General features: G+C 43.6%; 13 protein-coding genes. 1 reads left to right on the forward strand and 12 read right to left on the reverse strand.

Going from position 1 to position 14,609, the window contains the following annotated elements; translation table 11 throughout:
• Window positions 1-3: 3 nt before the first annotated feature.
• From hisG to hprK, 8 genes are all read right to left on the reverse strand, one after another.
• Window positions 4-642, reverse strand: coding sequence for an ATP phosphoribosyltransferase (hisG, locus tag BLL40_RS10300; RefSeq protein ID WP_073711821.1), 639 nt, complete (start codon window positions 640-642; stop codon window positions 4-6).
• Complete coding sequence (locus BLL40_RS10305; protein ID WP_073711822.1) at window positions 642-1,826, reverse strand: ATP phosphoribosyltransferase regulatory subunit; 1,185 nt, start codon at window positions 1,824-1,826, stop codon at window positions 642-644. Before BLL40_RS10305 ends, hisG begins: the two co-directional genes overlap by 1 nt.
• Window positions 1,827-1,954: 128 nt before the next feature.
• Window positions 1,955-2,869 carry a DUF4003 family protein gene (locus BLL40_RS10310; RefSeq protein ID WP_073711823.1) on the reverse strand — a complete coding sequence of 305 codons (915 nt, stop codon included), beginning with the start codon at window positions 2,867-2,869 and terminating at the stop codon, window positions 1,955-1,957.
• 84 nt (window positions 2,870-2,953) lie between these two features.
• A complete protein-coding gene (locus tag BLL40_RS10315) occupies window positions 2,954-3,448 on the reverse strand; it encodes an acyltransferase (protein ID WP_073711824.1) in 495 nt (164 codons plus the stop codon).
• Window positions 3,445-4,101, reverse strand: coding sequence for a pyrophosphatase PpaX (gene ppaX, locus BLL40_RS10320; protein WP_073711825.1), 657 nt, complete (start codon window positions 4,099-4,101; stop codon window positions 3,445-3,447). Before ppaX ends, BLL40_RS10315 begins: the two co-directional genes overlap by 4 nt.
• The gene (locus tag BLL40_RS10325) at window positions 4,098-5,012 is read right to left on the reverse strand and encodes a nucleoside recognition domain-containing protein (protein WP_073711975.1); all 915 of its coding nucleotides are present in this window, start codon (window positions 5,010-5,012) and stop codon (window positions 4,098-4,100) included. The genes ppaX and BLL40_RS10325 overlap by 4 nt, the downstream gene beginning before the upstream one ends.
• A gap of 23 nt (window positions 5,013-5,035) precedes the next feature.
• Window positions 5,036-5,863: a prolipoprotein diacylglyceryl transferase gene (gene lgt, locus BLL40_RS10330; protein WP_073711826.1), complete on the reverse strand. Its 828-nt coding sequence runs from the start codon at window positions 5,861-5,863 to the stop codon at window positions 5,036-5,038.
• An 11-nt stretch (window positions 5,864-5,874) separates the two neighbouring features.
• The gene (gene hprK, locus BLL40_RS10335; protein ID WP_073711827.1) at window positions 5,875-6,813 is read right to left on the reverse strand and encodes an HPr(Ser) kinase/phosphatase; all 939 of its coding nucleotides are present in this window, start codon (window positions 6,811-6,813) and stop codon (window positions 5,875-5,877) included.
• Between the two features lie 130 nt (window positions 6,814-6,943).
• Between hprK and BLL40_RS10340 the strand changes: the two genes are divergently transcribed.
• A complete protein-coding gene (locus tag BLL40_RS10340; RefSeq protein ID WP_073711828.1) occupies window positions 6,944-7,501 on the forward strand; it encodes an N-acetylmuramoyl-L-alanine amidase family protein in 558 nt (185 codons plus the stop codon).
• A 45-nt stretch (window positions 7,502-7,546) separates the two neighbouring features.
• Here the strand turns inward: BLL40_RS10340 and BLL40_RS10345 are convergent, their stop codons facing one another.
• The 4 genes from BLL40_RS10345 to uvrB all read right to left on the reverse strand — a co-directional run bounded on the left by BLL40_RS10345 (window position 7,547) and on the right by uvrB (window position 14,291).
• Window positions 7,547-7,894 (reverse strand): phage holin family protein, encoded by a 348-nt coding sequence (locus BLL40_RS10345; RefSeq protein WP_073711829.1) that lies wholly within the window; start codon window positions 7,892-7,894, stop codon window positions 7,547-7,549.
• A 26-nt stretch (window positions 7,895-7,920) separates the two neighbouring features.
• Window positions 7,921-9,099 (reverse strand): DUF4097 family beta strand repeat-containing protein, encoded by a 1,179-nt coding sequence (locus tag BLL40_RS10350; RefSeq protein ID WP_073711830.1) that lies wholly within the window; start codon window positions 9,097-9,099, stop codon window positions 7,921-7,923.
• A gap of 350 nt (window positions 9,100-9,449) precedes the next feature.
• Window positions 9,450-12,302, reverse strand: a complete 2,853-nt coding sequence (uvrA, locus tag BLL40_RS10355) for an excinuclease ABC subunit UvrA (protein WP_073711831.1) — start codon at window positions 12,300-12,302, stop codon at window positions 9,450-9,452.
• A 12-nt stretch (window positions 12,303-12,314) separates the two neighbouring features.
• Window positions 12,315-14,291, reverse strand: a complete 1,977-nt coding sequence (gene uvrB, locus BLL40_RS10360) for an excinuclease ABC subunit UvrB (protein ID WP_073711832.1) — start codon at window positions 14,289-14,291, stop codon at window positions 12,315-12,317.
• Window positions 14,292-14,609: the final 318 nt, after the last annotated feature.

Below are 14,609 nucleotides of genomic sequence, written 5' to 3' on the forward strand. Positions count from 1 at the left end.
CTGTTACTGCACCGCCGTTTCTGCAATGATATCCGTTAAGCGAGTGACAAGCTTTGCAATGTCGGCGTTTTTCATCCGGTAACTGACCGGATTCACAATAAGACGCGACGTAATGCCGACAATCGTTTCATACTCAACGAGACCGTTTTCTTTTAATGTTTGACCGGTTGAGACAATGTCAACAATACGATCTGATAGGCCAATTAATGGCGCTAATTCAATTGAACCGTTTAACTTAATAATTTCAACTTGTTCACCTTTTCCGCGAAAATAGGTCGAGGCTACATTCGGATATTTTGTCGCAATTTTCGGTGCGACTTCGTTTAACGATGTATTCGGAAGCCCAGCAACAGCTAAATAGCACGGACTAATTTTCAAATCGAGCAACTCATATACATCACGTTCTTCTTCTAACAGCACGTCTTTACCGGCAATGCCGACATCTGCGACACCATGTTCAACATATGTTGCCACATCCATTGGCTTTGCAAGGAAAAAGCGCATATTTTCTTCCGGTACTTCAATAATCAGTTTTCGCGATTCATCAAGCTCCGGCGGAAGCTGATAGCCTGCTTCTTGCAAAAGCGCCGCTGCTTCTTCAAAAATACGTCCTTTTGGCATCGCAATCGTTAACATTGACATCAAACGTTACCTCCATTACTTGATTTCCCGACAAAAAACGTTACATTTTTGCTTGTTTGTGTGAATGTATCAACATCTTTTACACCCGCAACATCCTGTAAAAGGACATATTCTCCGTCTGCACGGCGTTTTTGTGCTTCTTCAATGGCTTCAACACGTCGTTCATTGCTGAACAAAATGCAATGAATGCCTTCTTCTTCTTCCAATTGCTCCAATGCTTCGAGCAAAAAGTCTACACGAAGGCCAAACCCTGTCGCGCCAGCCGGTTGACCAAACTTCCCTAATAAATTATCGTAGCGACCGCCATTTCCGACAGGAGCGCCTACACCGTCTGCATATACTTCAAACACAAGTCCTGTATAGTAGCTCATATGACTGACAAGTGGCAAATCAAACGTCACATATTGATCCACATTATATTCTTTCAACCGGTCATACACCGTTTTTAATTCATTAAGCGCTGCGCTTCCTGCACTTCCTTCGACTAATTTTATGGCTTCATCCAAACAGTCAATGCCACCGGACAAATTTAAAAATTGCAAAAGTCGCTGTTTATCAATCGATGACAGCGGCAAGCCTGTAATGTGCTCGCGATAGCCAACATAATTTTTCTCATAAAGGAAGCGGCGCAGCTGTTCAGAGCGCTCTTCTGTACCAAGAATTTGCCGAAATAATTCATCTATAAAACGGATATGCCCAAGTGAAATCCGGAAATTTTCCAAGCCCGATTTTCTCATAACCGATACGAGCAGTGCAATCACTTCAGCATCCGCACTCATTGTATTGTCACCGATCAATTCCACACCAATTTGCTCAAATTCAGCGGCACGGCCACCTTCACGCTGCTGCGCACGGTATACACTCGCTGAATAGGCAAGACGTAATGGAATACGTTCTTTTAACAGTTTTGACGCGGCAACACGTGCAATCGGTGCGGTCATATCTGGACGCAGCACGAGCGTATTGCCTTGCTGATCAAGCAACTTAAAAAGCTGGCGGTCTAAAATGGCTGACGCGTCGCCGACTGTTTCATGATATTCAAGCGCCGGTGTTTCAATAAAACGATAGCCCCAGCTTCTCATTTCCTGTTCCGCAGCTTCTTTCAATTTTCGTCTTGTTTCATAAATGTGCGGCAACGTATCCCGCATTCCAACAGGCTTTTCAAACATTAACAGCTTCGACATTTTATCACCCAATCTATCATTATTTATCATTTTTTCGCTTTAGTTCGCTAATATACTAAAGACTGATTATCTGTATTTTAACGGTTCTGATAATTCACGTCAAGGCAAAAAACCGGGTTTTCCCCGGTTTAACTGTTGGATGCAGATGATGCCGCGACAGCTCCAGCTGTGGCGGCCGCCATCGCTGCTTGTTGTGCTTGAATCATCGCTTGAACAGCTGCTGTAAGTCCCGCTGAAGTATCGATGTATGCTTGTGAAGCAAAGATCGCCGCCACAGTGATTGCCATTTCCTTCGACCATTTGAATAATTTCATGTCGATTAATTCCTCGGCAATCTGCACGGCCTCGTCTATTTTCCCTGAGAGCGCAATGACACCAATGGCCGGATAATGCATCGCTTTTACCTTCAGCCCGTGTATTTCCAGTTCCCTTTTTGCGTGAAGGACCGCTTCTGCCGACTGGTCGCGAAACATGCCATCCATCACAAGCATATTCGCCAAAAACTGAAGGTCATTCCCTTTCCAAAAACCTTTTGCATTCAAATAACGGTAATACTTTTCTGATGAATCAACGAGTTCCACAGCGCTTTCTGGACGCTTCGCCATCATAACGGCCGCCGGATAATCTTCATAAGACGTCAAGAAACGATGGTATCGTTTCATTTCCTCAAAAATCTCTTTTATTCGTTCCGGTCTCGTCAAATCCTCTGCCAAAAAAGCAGCAATGTACGTGTAGACCGAAGACCGCAGGCCAGCTGATCGAAGTGTTTCATAAGAAATAAGCAGCTTTTCTAATAATTCATTCGGGTCTCCCTCTTTTGTCATGAGGAGTCCTGTCATTGGAAAATGAATCGTTCTGAGCGGCGAAAAAATAGAACCTGTTTTTTTAATTTTATTGGATAAAGACGTGAATGTTTGTCCATCAATTTGTTCATGTCTTGCGGCGAATTGTGCAGCCGTTAGTAAAACAAGGCGTTTATCCATCCATTTCCCTGCAGTTTTGCGCAAGATGGACACATTTTCTTCCATCAACTTCCCGTCCACAACGCTCTCCCCTTTCTATTATCCCTTATTATTTACGGTATACACTCATCATAAGTTTCGAAAGAATATAAGAAAAAACCCGTTTCAACTTTTCGTTGAAACGGGTTTAATCACCATTGGATTCCCGCCAGCAAACGCGCCAGCTGGTACATCGCGATTGACAAGTGTCATCGCCGACACAATCGCCCCGTCGCCAATTTCGATACCAGGCAATACGGTGCAATTGGCACCAATCATCACATTGTCACCGATGACAACGGAACCAATCCGGTATTCATCCGTTAAATATTCATGCGCAAGAATCGTCGTGTTATAGCCTATAATCGTGTTAGTGCCAATTACAATGTGCTCTGGAAACATAATATCCGGCACCACTTTATAAGCAAGCGCGCTGCCTTCACCAATATTCATCCTGAGCAAGCGGCGGTACAACGCGTTTTTCAAACGAGCCGTCGGCGTAAAACGGCTGATTTCAATCACGACTGTGTTTTTAAACGTTTTCCAAAACGAAACGGTTTCGTATATATGGAACAGCGGATTTTTATCGCCTTCCAGTCTGTACCGCTTCGTTCGTCTCATTTATTTTCTGCTCCGACTTTCAAAATTTCAAGCAGATCTGCCATGGACTCAAGCATAAAATCCGGGTTGTACTCGTTTAAAAAGTCGCGTCCTTTTAACGACCAGGCAACACCTGCTGTCATCGTACCTGCATTTTGACCGCCTTCAATATCATGGTAATTATCACCAACCATGATTGCTTCTTCCGGTTTTGATCCGAGTGCAGCCAGCGCTTTTTCAACGGGCTCTGGATGCGGTTTTGGGTTTTCTACATCATCAAGTCCAATGATCACATCAAAAAAGGGATCGAGCTGGGCAAGTTTCAAGCCCCGAATAATCGTGTCGCGTATTTTTGTTGACACAATCGCCATTTTGTAGTTGTTTTCATGAAGAATGCGAATTGCTTCATACACACCTTGAAATTCGGTAACGAGTGTATCATGCTGACCCAAATTGAATTCCCGATAGTGTGCAACCATTTCCATCGTCCGTTCTTTATCAATTTGTTCAAATGTTTCGATAAGCGGCGGACCCATAAACGGATAAACATCTTCTCGTTTGTACTGTCCCGGATAATAATGATTGAGCGTATGTAAAAACGACTCCACAATTAATTCATTTGTGTTAATTAACGTCCCATCTAAATCAAACAAAAGCGTTGTAATATTTTTCATATATAAGTAGCTTCCTTTCTCCGCACAGCTTCAGCTCGATTCCAGAGCCGGGCGATGATAAGCGTTAACATAACCGCCGTCACAATCCGGATGAAGAAGAGCGGCAGCACCGGAATCCCAAGTGGAATAAAAATAAGAGTATCTTCTATCACAGCATGGCAAGCAACAAGAAAAATAAACGCAATCGTTACATCTTTCCGGCTGACGCCATCTTCTTCCACCGCTTGAATCATAACTGCTGATCCCATTGCGAGTCCAAATAACATGCCGGATGCAAGTGTCATCGACGTATTCTCTTTCATGCCAAGAAAACGTGTGACGGGCGCCATTGCCTTGGAAAACGCATCAAGCCATTTTAAATCTTTCGCCATTTGTATCATAATCATTAATGGAATGACAATAATCGCTAGCTGTAAGACGCCGAAGCTTGCTTTCTCCACTCCAAGAAGAATGATCGCATTCCATGTGTCTGGCTGACTTTCTACTGCTGGCACCATGCCATACTGAGCCCGTTCACTTCCGCCGTGCCAGACAAAATTAATGAGCACACCTGCTATAAACGCCAGACCAAGACGAACAGCCAATACAACCCATATTTTCACGCCAACTTTTAACGCCACCGTCGACTCAATAAATAAATTATGTGAAAATGACAGCATCATCGCTACTATAAAAACTTCTTTCACCGTTAAATCAAGTGATAAAATCGCACCAATAGCCGCATATAGATTAAGCACATTGCCGAGCACAAGCGGAATGGCCGCATCGCCCGATAAACCGAAAATGCCCATAGCTGGACTAATGAATTGAATAATCCATGGCAAAACGGGTGTAAATTGTAAAATGGTCACAATCAATGTAATGGGAAAAATGACTTTTCCAAGCGTCCATGTTGTCCTGAGTCCCGTCATAACTCCTTTTAAAACCGTTTGTTTCAAGGTGAAATCTTCCCTTCATTCGATGGATCGTTATAACGTGGAAGATTGTATGTAAAGCGCCGGTAAATGAACAGTGCTATTGCGAGTACAATTAACGAAAGCGAGAGAACTTGGGCAATACGTAAAAAGTCCATCAGCATTAAGCTGTCTGTCCGCAGCCCCTCAATGAAAAAGCGTCCGATTGAATACCAGATCACATATGTTAAAAAGAGTTCACCGCGTTTCAAGTTCACTTTTCGCAAAAGCAAGAGGAGCGCAAAACCAATAATGTTCCAAACAGATTCATATAAAAAGGTCGGATGATAGTAAGCTCCATCAATGTACATTTGGTTCACAATAAATTCCGGCAAATGCATGTTTTCAAGAAAACTTCTTGTCACTTCACCGCCATGTGCTTCCTGATTCATAAAGTTGCCCCACCGGCCAATTGCTTGACCAAGAATGATCGACGGCGCCGCAATATCGACAATTTTCCAAAATGAAATATTTCGCTTTCGAGCAAAAATAATCGTCGTAATAACAGACCCGATCAGTGCCCCGTGAATGGCAATGCCGCCGTTCCAAATTTGAATAATGGCGCCCGGGTTTGATGAGTAGTATTCCCATTGAAACAAAACATAATAAAGCCGAGCTGATATAAGAGCCATGGGTATCGCCCATATTAATAAATCTGCAAATGTGTCTTTTTGAAGGCCAAGTCGATCCGCTTCCTTTGATGCTAAATAAAAACCAAGCGCGATGCCGATGCCAATAATAATGCCATACCAGTGTACTTGAATTGGGCCAAGATCAACAGCAATGGGGTTTAACGGATATGTGTCCATCTTTTCACTCCTTAGTTCTCTTCCTCGCTGCCAGCTTCGCTAATAACACCTGCCAGTTTTTCAGAAAATTCTTGTGCTGCATTGACACCCATTCGCTTCAAACGAAAGTTCATCGCGGCTACTTCAATAATAACGGCCAAATTTCGTCCAGGACGAACGGGCAATGTTATTTTTGTCACTTCGGAATCAATAATTTTCAACTTATCATCTTCAATACCGAGACGGTCATATTGTTTTTTCGGATGCCACTGTTCAAGGTACACGTTGAGCGTAATACGCTTATGCGAAAGAACAGCTCCCGCGCCAAACAATGTCATCACATTAATAATACCAAGACCGCGAATTTCCAGTAAATGCTCAATCAGTTCCGGGGATTGGCCAATCAATGTATCAATATCTTCCTGACGAATTTCCACACAATCATCGGCAATAAGACGGTGCCCCCGTTTTATCAGTTCAAGTGCAGTCTCACTTTTCCCGACACCGCTTTGACCAGTAATAAGTACTCCAACACCATAAATATCCACGAGTACACCATGAATAGCTGTTGTTGGTGCAAGCATCGACTCTAAATAATTCGTTAAGTGACTAGTAAACTTTGTCGTCGTCATTTTGGTCCGCATCACTGGAACAGAAAACATTTCAGATGCTTCAATCAATTCAATCGGTACGCTTAAATTACGAGAAATAATAATGGCCGGGGTTTCATAGTCACATAACTTATCCATTCTTTCCTTCTTTTCTCCTGAGCTAAGCCGCTGAAAAAAAGATAGTTCCGTCATGCCGATCAGCTGAATACGGTCCGCTGGATAATAATCAAAAAAACCAGCGATCTCTAAACCAGGGCGTGACAGATCACTCATTTTTATTGGACGGTGAAGACCATCTTCTCCGCTCACTAATTCCAGATCAAACTTTTTTAAAATATCCACTGTACGCACTTTTACCATTTTTCGGTTCCCCTCCTTCTTCAAACAAAACGAATTGCTATTATTGTATCATGTTTTTAAGAAAATCGATTCTTTCCGTTTCGTTTTTCACAATTTCACTGTATGTAGACGGGGAAAGGAGGATTTGAAAATGAAAATAGTCATTGATGCTGGGCACGGATGGAATACGCCAGGTAAGAGGACACCCGACGGCATGCGTGAATATGAGTTTAACCGGGAAGCGGCACTATTTTTGCAAGAAAACATAAGCGCGGACACTTTATTTGTGCATCACGACAGCTATGATATCCCACTTGAAAAACGAGTGCAAAAAGCAAATGAAGCACGAGCCGATCTATATGTTTCGATCCATGCCAATGCATACGGTGAAGGATGGACGAGCGCTCACGGCATCGAAACATATGTGTACACATCTCGTCCTCCCGCTGCACTGAAAATCGCACAGTCTGTTCAACATGAGCTGGTAGCCGCTACAGTCAGACGGGATCGCGGTGTCAAAGCATCTAATTTTTACGTATTGCGCAAAACAAACATGCCCGCGATTTTAATTGAAGCCGGCTTTATGACCCACCGGGAAGAAGCCACATTGTTAAAAGCCAGTGAGTATCGGCAAACATGTGCCCAGGCGATCGCAGACGGAATTAAGCGTGTTTTTTGCCTCAGCTTTCTAGCATTTCACTCAGTTTGATCAAGAATACACAATAAAAGCAGGAAGCTCGCCGGCTTCCTGCTTTTATTTTTTTCGTAAAATGGTCATTTGCAGAACGACATTGACGACAGCCATAGCAATCGCAACAATGATCGCAAGACCAAAGCTTTCGATTTCAAATGCATAGCCCATAATACCATCTGTCATTAATAAGGTGACTGCGTTAATAATGAACAGGAAAAGCCCGAGCGTCAGCATCGTAATTGGCAGCGTCAAAATAATGAGAAACGGTCGAACAAGCAAGTTCAAAATAGATAAAACAAAACTTGTGATGACCGCAGATAAAAAACTGTCCACATACAACCCTGGAAAATATCCCGAAAGCGCCACGAACAGTATCGCATTAATGAGCACACTACTAAGCCAGCCCATGTAGAAAACTCCCTTAGTTCTTAAAATTAAATCCCTTCACCAAATGAATCATCTGATTTAGCCGGCGGTTTTATTTGATAAAGTGAAGAGGTCCGCAAAGTAACAGAACCTGTTTTTGTTTCTGCATCAATCACAAGCTGGCGTCCATCAAACATGTTGTCACTTTCGAACTTCAATGACTTTTGAATACGTTCATCTTTCTCCGTCACATTAGCCATTCCCGTTTCCGGAAGTTGCAGACGGCCGGCGGTCGTGCGAATTTCGCCTTTTACGGCCAATTCTTGAGGGACGTACAATTCAATATTACCCGTCATTGATTCTGCTTTGACGGCTTCTGCCAGATCCGATTTTGTATCATACAAAATGTTTCCGTTAAATGATTTCAAATCGGCAAAGCGGAATGTACCAACTGTATGAATCGCTCCATTAAATGAGTTCAATTCGGCACGTTCGCCATCACAGTCAACAAGACGAATCGGGCCATTGCCTGTCTCCGCTTCAAGCGTCTTAATTTTCCCGTTTTTCAGTTCAATTTTGCCATTCGCCGCACGTACTTCAAGCTTTTCAGTATCAATGTCGCGCATATCGAATGCACCATTAAACAGTTTCACCGAAATGTCTTTTAACGCTTTCGATGGAACATGCAACGTTACATCTGTTTTCATTAGTTTTAAGCCAACAGAAAACGATAATTTATCTTCACGTGCATAAAAAGTACTATTTTTCAAAAACGACTCGTGTGCTTCTTCCTCCGAGCTGGCTCCATATACTTTCACATGGCATTCTGCTTTCACACCTGGTCCTTCCCATGCCCGAATCGTGACAGCTCCATTTGCTGTTTCAATTTTCATATGGCTCGGTGCGACAGCTTCTTCATAAAATACGTGTGTAAATTCAGTGCCTTTTCCAATGAACGGTAATTCAACGTCTTTTATACGCTGCATGGCTGTTTGCATAAACTCAAATAATTTATCCTTTGACTGATGAATCGTCTCTGTATTTGGACGTTGTCCGGTAATTTTTTGACCGATTTTCTCTAATTCATCAAAAAAGCCGCCGATTCCTTTTGAGCTTTCAGTTGATTTTGATGATGCACCTGTTGCCGCATTGCTTTTTTCCATTGCCTCAATCAATTTTACTGCTTCATCCGCCGAAATAATGCCTGATTCCAACATTTTTAAAATTCGAAGCTTTTCTTCACTCATAAATTGTGAAACCTCCATTGTGTTTATCTATTACCGCCATATACGTAATCATCAATCGAAAAGTTTCATTTTATCGCAGATTAACGGGCAGTAAATCCCCCATTTCAGAACTTAGAAAAACTGATGAAAGAATGAGTGAGGGATAACTGCCCGTAAAGGCCCGGTTGGTTCAGGCCAGGCTCAGCCTAGTCACTCAGGTATTGCCGCAGGACGCGGCGCTCTTTACCTGAGTTCCTCTTTCATCAGTGGGGGATAGCAGCAGAGTGCAGACTAAGATCGTCACATCCTGTAACAACGTCTGCAAGACCCACGTCCTGCGGGCCTAAAACCCCACAGATGGAAGTTTCACTTTATGTTGATAGTACGGTCATTCGTTCCCGGTCACGTTCTAAAATTTTCTTCAAATAGTAACCAGTATACGATTCTTTTGTATCAGCTATGTCTTCCGGTGTACCGGATGCCACAATGATTCCTCCTTTATCGCCGCCTTCAGGACCGAGATCAACTACGTAGTCAGCTGCTTTAATGACGTCGAGATTATGCTCGATGACAAGAACCGTATCGCCATTTTCAACAAGCCGCTGTAATACGTCAAGAAGCCTTGCAATATCGTCTGTATGAAGGCCAGTCGTCGGCTCATCCAGAATATAAAAAGAACGTCCATTTGAACGGCGGTGCAGTTCCGATGCAAGTTTCACACGCTGCGCTTCTCCGCCCGAAAGTGTGGTGGCCGGTTGTCCTAGCGTCATGTAGCCTAGCCCAACGTCCACAATCGTCTGCAGCTTCCGACTAATTTTCGGGATGTTTTCAAAATAGAGGAGGGCATCATCAACAGTCATTTCGAGCACATCCGAAATATTCTTTCCTTTATATTTTACTTCAAGTGTTTCACGGTTATACCTTTTGCCTTGGCATACTTCGCATGGCACGTAGACGTCCGGCAAAAAGTGCATTTCAATTTTGATGATTCCATCACCGCGGCACGCTTCACAGCGCCCGCCTTTTACATTAAAGCTAAAGCGGCCTTTTTTATAGCCGCGCACTTTTGCTTCATTTGTCTGTGCAAATACATCCCGAATATCATCAAACACACCGGTATACGTTGCCGGATTAGACCTTGGTGTCCGACCGATTGGCGACTGATCAATATCAATTACTTTTTCAAGCTGGTCGATGCCTTTCACTTCTTTATGTGCACCGGGACGGCTTTTTGCTCTATTCAGTTTCTGTGCAAGTGATTTGTACAAAATTTCATTGATGAGTGTACTTTTCCCCGATCCAGATACGCCGGTAACGGCTGTAAATAAGCCAAGCGGGAATTTCGCTTTGACATTTTTCAAATTATTTTCTTTCGCCCCAGTCACTTCAATCCAGCGGCCATCCGGTTTGCGGCGCTCGTCCGGAAGCGGAATAAACTTGTCACCGGATAAATATCGCCCAGTTAGTGACTTGTCGTTTTTCATGACTTCTTCCGGTGTACCCGCTGCAATCACTTCGCCGCCGTGCACACCTGCACCAGGTCCAATGTCGATTAAATAGTCGGCGGCCATCATCGTATCTTCATCATGCTCCACAACAATCAGCGTGTTGCCGATGTCACGCATGTTTTGCATCGTACGAATTAATCGGTCATTATCGCGCTGATGGAGACCAATTGACGGCTCATCGAGAATGTATAACACACCTGTTAAGCGTGAACCAATTTGTGTCGCTAATCGGATCCGTTGCGCTTCACCGCCTGATAACGTACCGGCAGCACGGCTTAATGTTAAATAATCAAGCCCCACGTCAATTAAAAAGCCAAGCCTTTCAGCAATTTCCCGTAAAACGAGCCGTGCAATTTGCATTTCTTTCTCTGTTAATTCGATGCCTTTAAAAAAGTCTGCTGTTTCTTGAATGGAAAAATCGGTCACCTGTGAAATCGTTAACCCATTCATTTTCACAGCGAGACTTTCTCTTTTTAGACGGTGCCCTTTACATGTCGGACATCTTGACTCGCCCATGTATTTCTCCATTTGATCGCGTATATAATCAGAACTAGTTTCTTTATACCGGCGTTCAATATTATGTAAAACACCTTCAAATTCAATCTGATTGTCTCGAATCTGTCCGAAATCATTTTCGTAACGAAAGCGGATTTTCTCTTTCCCTGAACCGTTTAACAGCTTATCTAATTGATCGTCAGGCAACTCGTTCACCGGCGTATCCATATGAATACCATAATGTAGACACACTGCTTTTAATAGCTGGGGATAATACTGCGAACTAACCGGTTCCCACGGAGCGATGGCATTTTCATTAAGCGACAGCTCTCGATTCGGTATAACGAGATCAACATCGACTTTTTTCTTCATACCAAGGCCATCACATGTCGGACAGGCACCGTACGGGCTATTAAATGAGAACATACGCGGTTCAAGTTCGCCAACTGAAAAACCGCAGTGTGGGCAAGCGTGATGTTCACTGAACAGCAATTCTTCTTTTTCCATGACATCAATAATCACGTTGCCTTCACCGAGACGAAGCGCCGTTTCAAGTGAATCAGCGAGACGCGCCTCTATCCCTTCTTTTATGACAATCCGATCAATAATAACTTCGATCGAATGCTTTTTATTTTTCTCAAGCTCAATCTCTTCCTCAAGATCACGCATATCCCCGTTCACGCGGACACGTACGTACCCTTGTCGTTTCACATCTTCAAATACTTTAGCATGCGTTCCTTTTCGTCCGGAAATAATCGGTGCCAGCACTTGTATTTTCGTCCGGTCTTCAAGTTCCATCAGGCGGTCCACCATCTGTCCGATCGTCTGTGATGAAATTTCAATCCCGTGAATCGGACAAACTGGACGGCCAACCCTTGCATACAATAGACGCAAGTAATCATATATTTCTGTTACTGTCCCGACCGTCGAGCGCGGGTTGCGGCTCGTTGTCTTCTGATCAATCGAAATCGCCGGTGATAATCCTTCAATTGAATCAACATCCGGTTTGTCCATCTGTCCTAAAAACTGACGAGCGTAGGCAGATAGAGACTCGACATAGCGCCGCTGTCCCTCTGCATAAATCGTATCAAATGCAAGAGATGATTTCCCCGATCCAGATAGTCCTGTCAATACGACAAGCTTGTCTCGTGGAATCGTTATATCAATGTTTTTTAAATTATGGGCACGTGCCCCTTTTACCGATATATGATCAATCGCCATGAACACTCACCTCTATTCTGATTTCAATTCAAACAATGCATCGCGAAGATCAGCAGCCCGCTCGAAATCAAGCGCTTTAGCTGCTTGTTTCATTTCCGTTTCAAGACTTATCATCAGCTTATTGCGCTCTTTCGCTGTCATTTTCTTCCCCGTTATTTTTGATGTATACGTGCCGCCATCTTCGGCTACTTGTGTCACACGGATGCCGTCGCGAATGTCTTTTTGAATCGTTGTTGGTGTCACACTATGCTTCACGTTATATGCTTCTTGAATTTCACGGCGGCGTTTCGTTTCATTTATTGCTTTTGTCATTGATTCTGTGATTTTGTCCGCATACATAATGACATGCCCTTCCGCGTTACGGGCAGCACGGCCCATCGTTTGAATGAGGGACCGCTCTGAACGAAGAAACCCTTCTTTATCTGCATCCAAAATGGTCACAAGGGACACTTCCGGAATATCTAGCCCTTCTCTTAGCAAATTAATGCCGACAAGCACATCATATTTCCCGATACGCAAGTCACGAATAATTTCAATTCGCTCAAGCGTTTTAACTTCCGAATGTAAATATTGTACTTTCACACCGACCTCTTTTAAATAATCGGTTAAATCTTCGGACATCTTTTTCGTCAATGTTGTGACAAGCACACGTTCATTTTTCGCCACACGGTCATTAATTTCGCCGAGTAAATCATCAATCTGTCCTTCAATCGGCCGAATTTCAATCGTTGGATCAAGCAGTCCAGTCGGTCTAATAATTTGCTCAGTCATGTTTGGTGTTTGTTCGAGTTCATACGGCCCCGGCGTTGCCGACACGTATACAACTTGGCGAATATGATCTTCAAATTCAGTAAATGTCAGCGGCCGGTTGTCTTTCGCAGATGGAAGACGGAAACCATGGTCGACAAGCACCTGCTTCCGTGCCTGGTCACCGTTATACATGCCGCGCACTTGAGGCAATGTCACGTGCGATTCATCGATAACCATTAAAAAGTCATCGGGAAAATAGTCAAGCAGCGTATACGGCGTTGAACCAGGCGGCCGAAGCGTTAAATGACGCGAGTAGTTTTCAATTCCCGAGCAAAAACCCATTTCCCGCATCATTTCGAGATCGTAGCGCGTCCGCTGTTCAAGCCTTTGCGCTTCAAGCAATTTTTCTTCCGCACGCAGCTCTGTCAACCGTTCTTCCAGTTCTTCCTCAATACTTTTGATTGCCTTGTTCAGCTTTTCTTCACGAGTAACAAAGTGAGATGCCGGAAAAATGAATACGTGATCACGTTCACCGAGAATTTCGCCTGTAAGCGGGTCCACTTCTCTTATTCGATCAATTTCATCACCGAAAAATTCAATACGGATGCAATAGTTATCGTGGGATGCACGTAAAATTTCCACCACATCGCCACGCACACGGAACGTCCCTCGCTTAAAATCAATATCATTTCTTTCATATTGAATATCAACAAACCGTCTTAGCATTTCATTGCGGCCGATTTCCATACCTGTCCGGAGTGATATACCCAATTCACTGTATTCTTCAGGAGAACCGAGACCGTATATACACGAGACGGACGCGATAATGATCACATCTTTACGTTCAAATAAAGACGATGTTGCGGAATGGCGCAATTCATTGATTTCATCGTTCACGGTTGCATCTTTTTCAATAAACGTATCGGTATGCGGCATATACGCTTCCGGCTGATAATAGTCATAAAAACTAACAAAATATTCAACTGCGTTATCTGGGAAAAACTCTTTAAACTCACTGTATAGCTGGCCAGCAAGCGTTTTATTATGTGCTATAACGAGTGTCGGCTTCTTTACTTCTTTAATAACATTAGATATAGTGAAAGTTTTCCCCGTACCTGTCGCGCCAAGCAGCGTCTGCTGTTTTTTTCCGCTCTCAATTCCGGCAACGAGTTCCGCAATCGCTGCCGGTTGATCGCCTTCTGGTTTATATTTTGATACTAATTTAAACTCATGCTCCAACGCACAGGCCCCCTTAATTCTTTTAACCTTCTCGTTTATATATAATTCCTATTTTAACATGAACGAAACAAAATATGCCAGCAAAAAGCGCACACTAGTTCGGAGTCCCGCAGGATGTGGGTCATGCAGACGTTGTCACAGGACGTGACGGTTTTAGTCTGCGTTCCGTTATCCCCGGAAACCTAGGTAAGGTGCACCACATCCTGCGGCCATGAGTGACTAGGCTCAGTCTGGCCCGAACCGATCAGACTTTTACGGACAGTTGATCCCAAACAAAGCCTTCTTTCTTTCCATACTCTCAAAGTGGGAATCTTACTG

This window comes from Domibacillus mangrovi (genome assembly GCF_001906925.1).
Lineage (GTDB): Bacteria > Bacillota > Bacilli > Bacillales > Domibacillaceae > Domibacillus > Domibacillus mangrovi.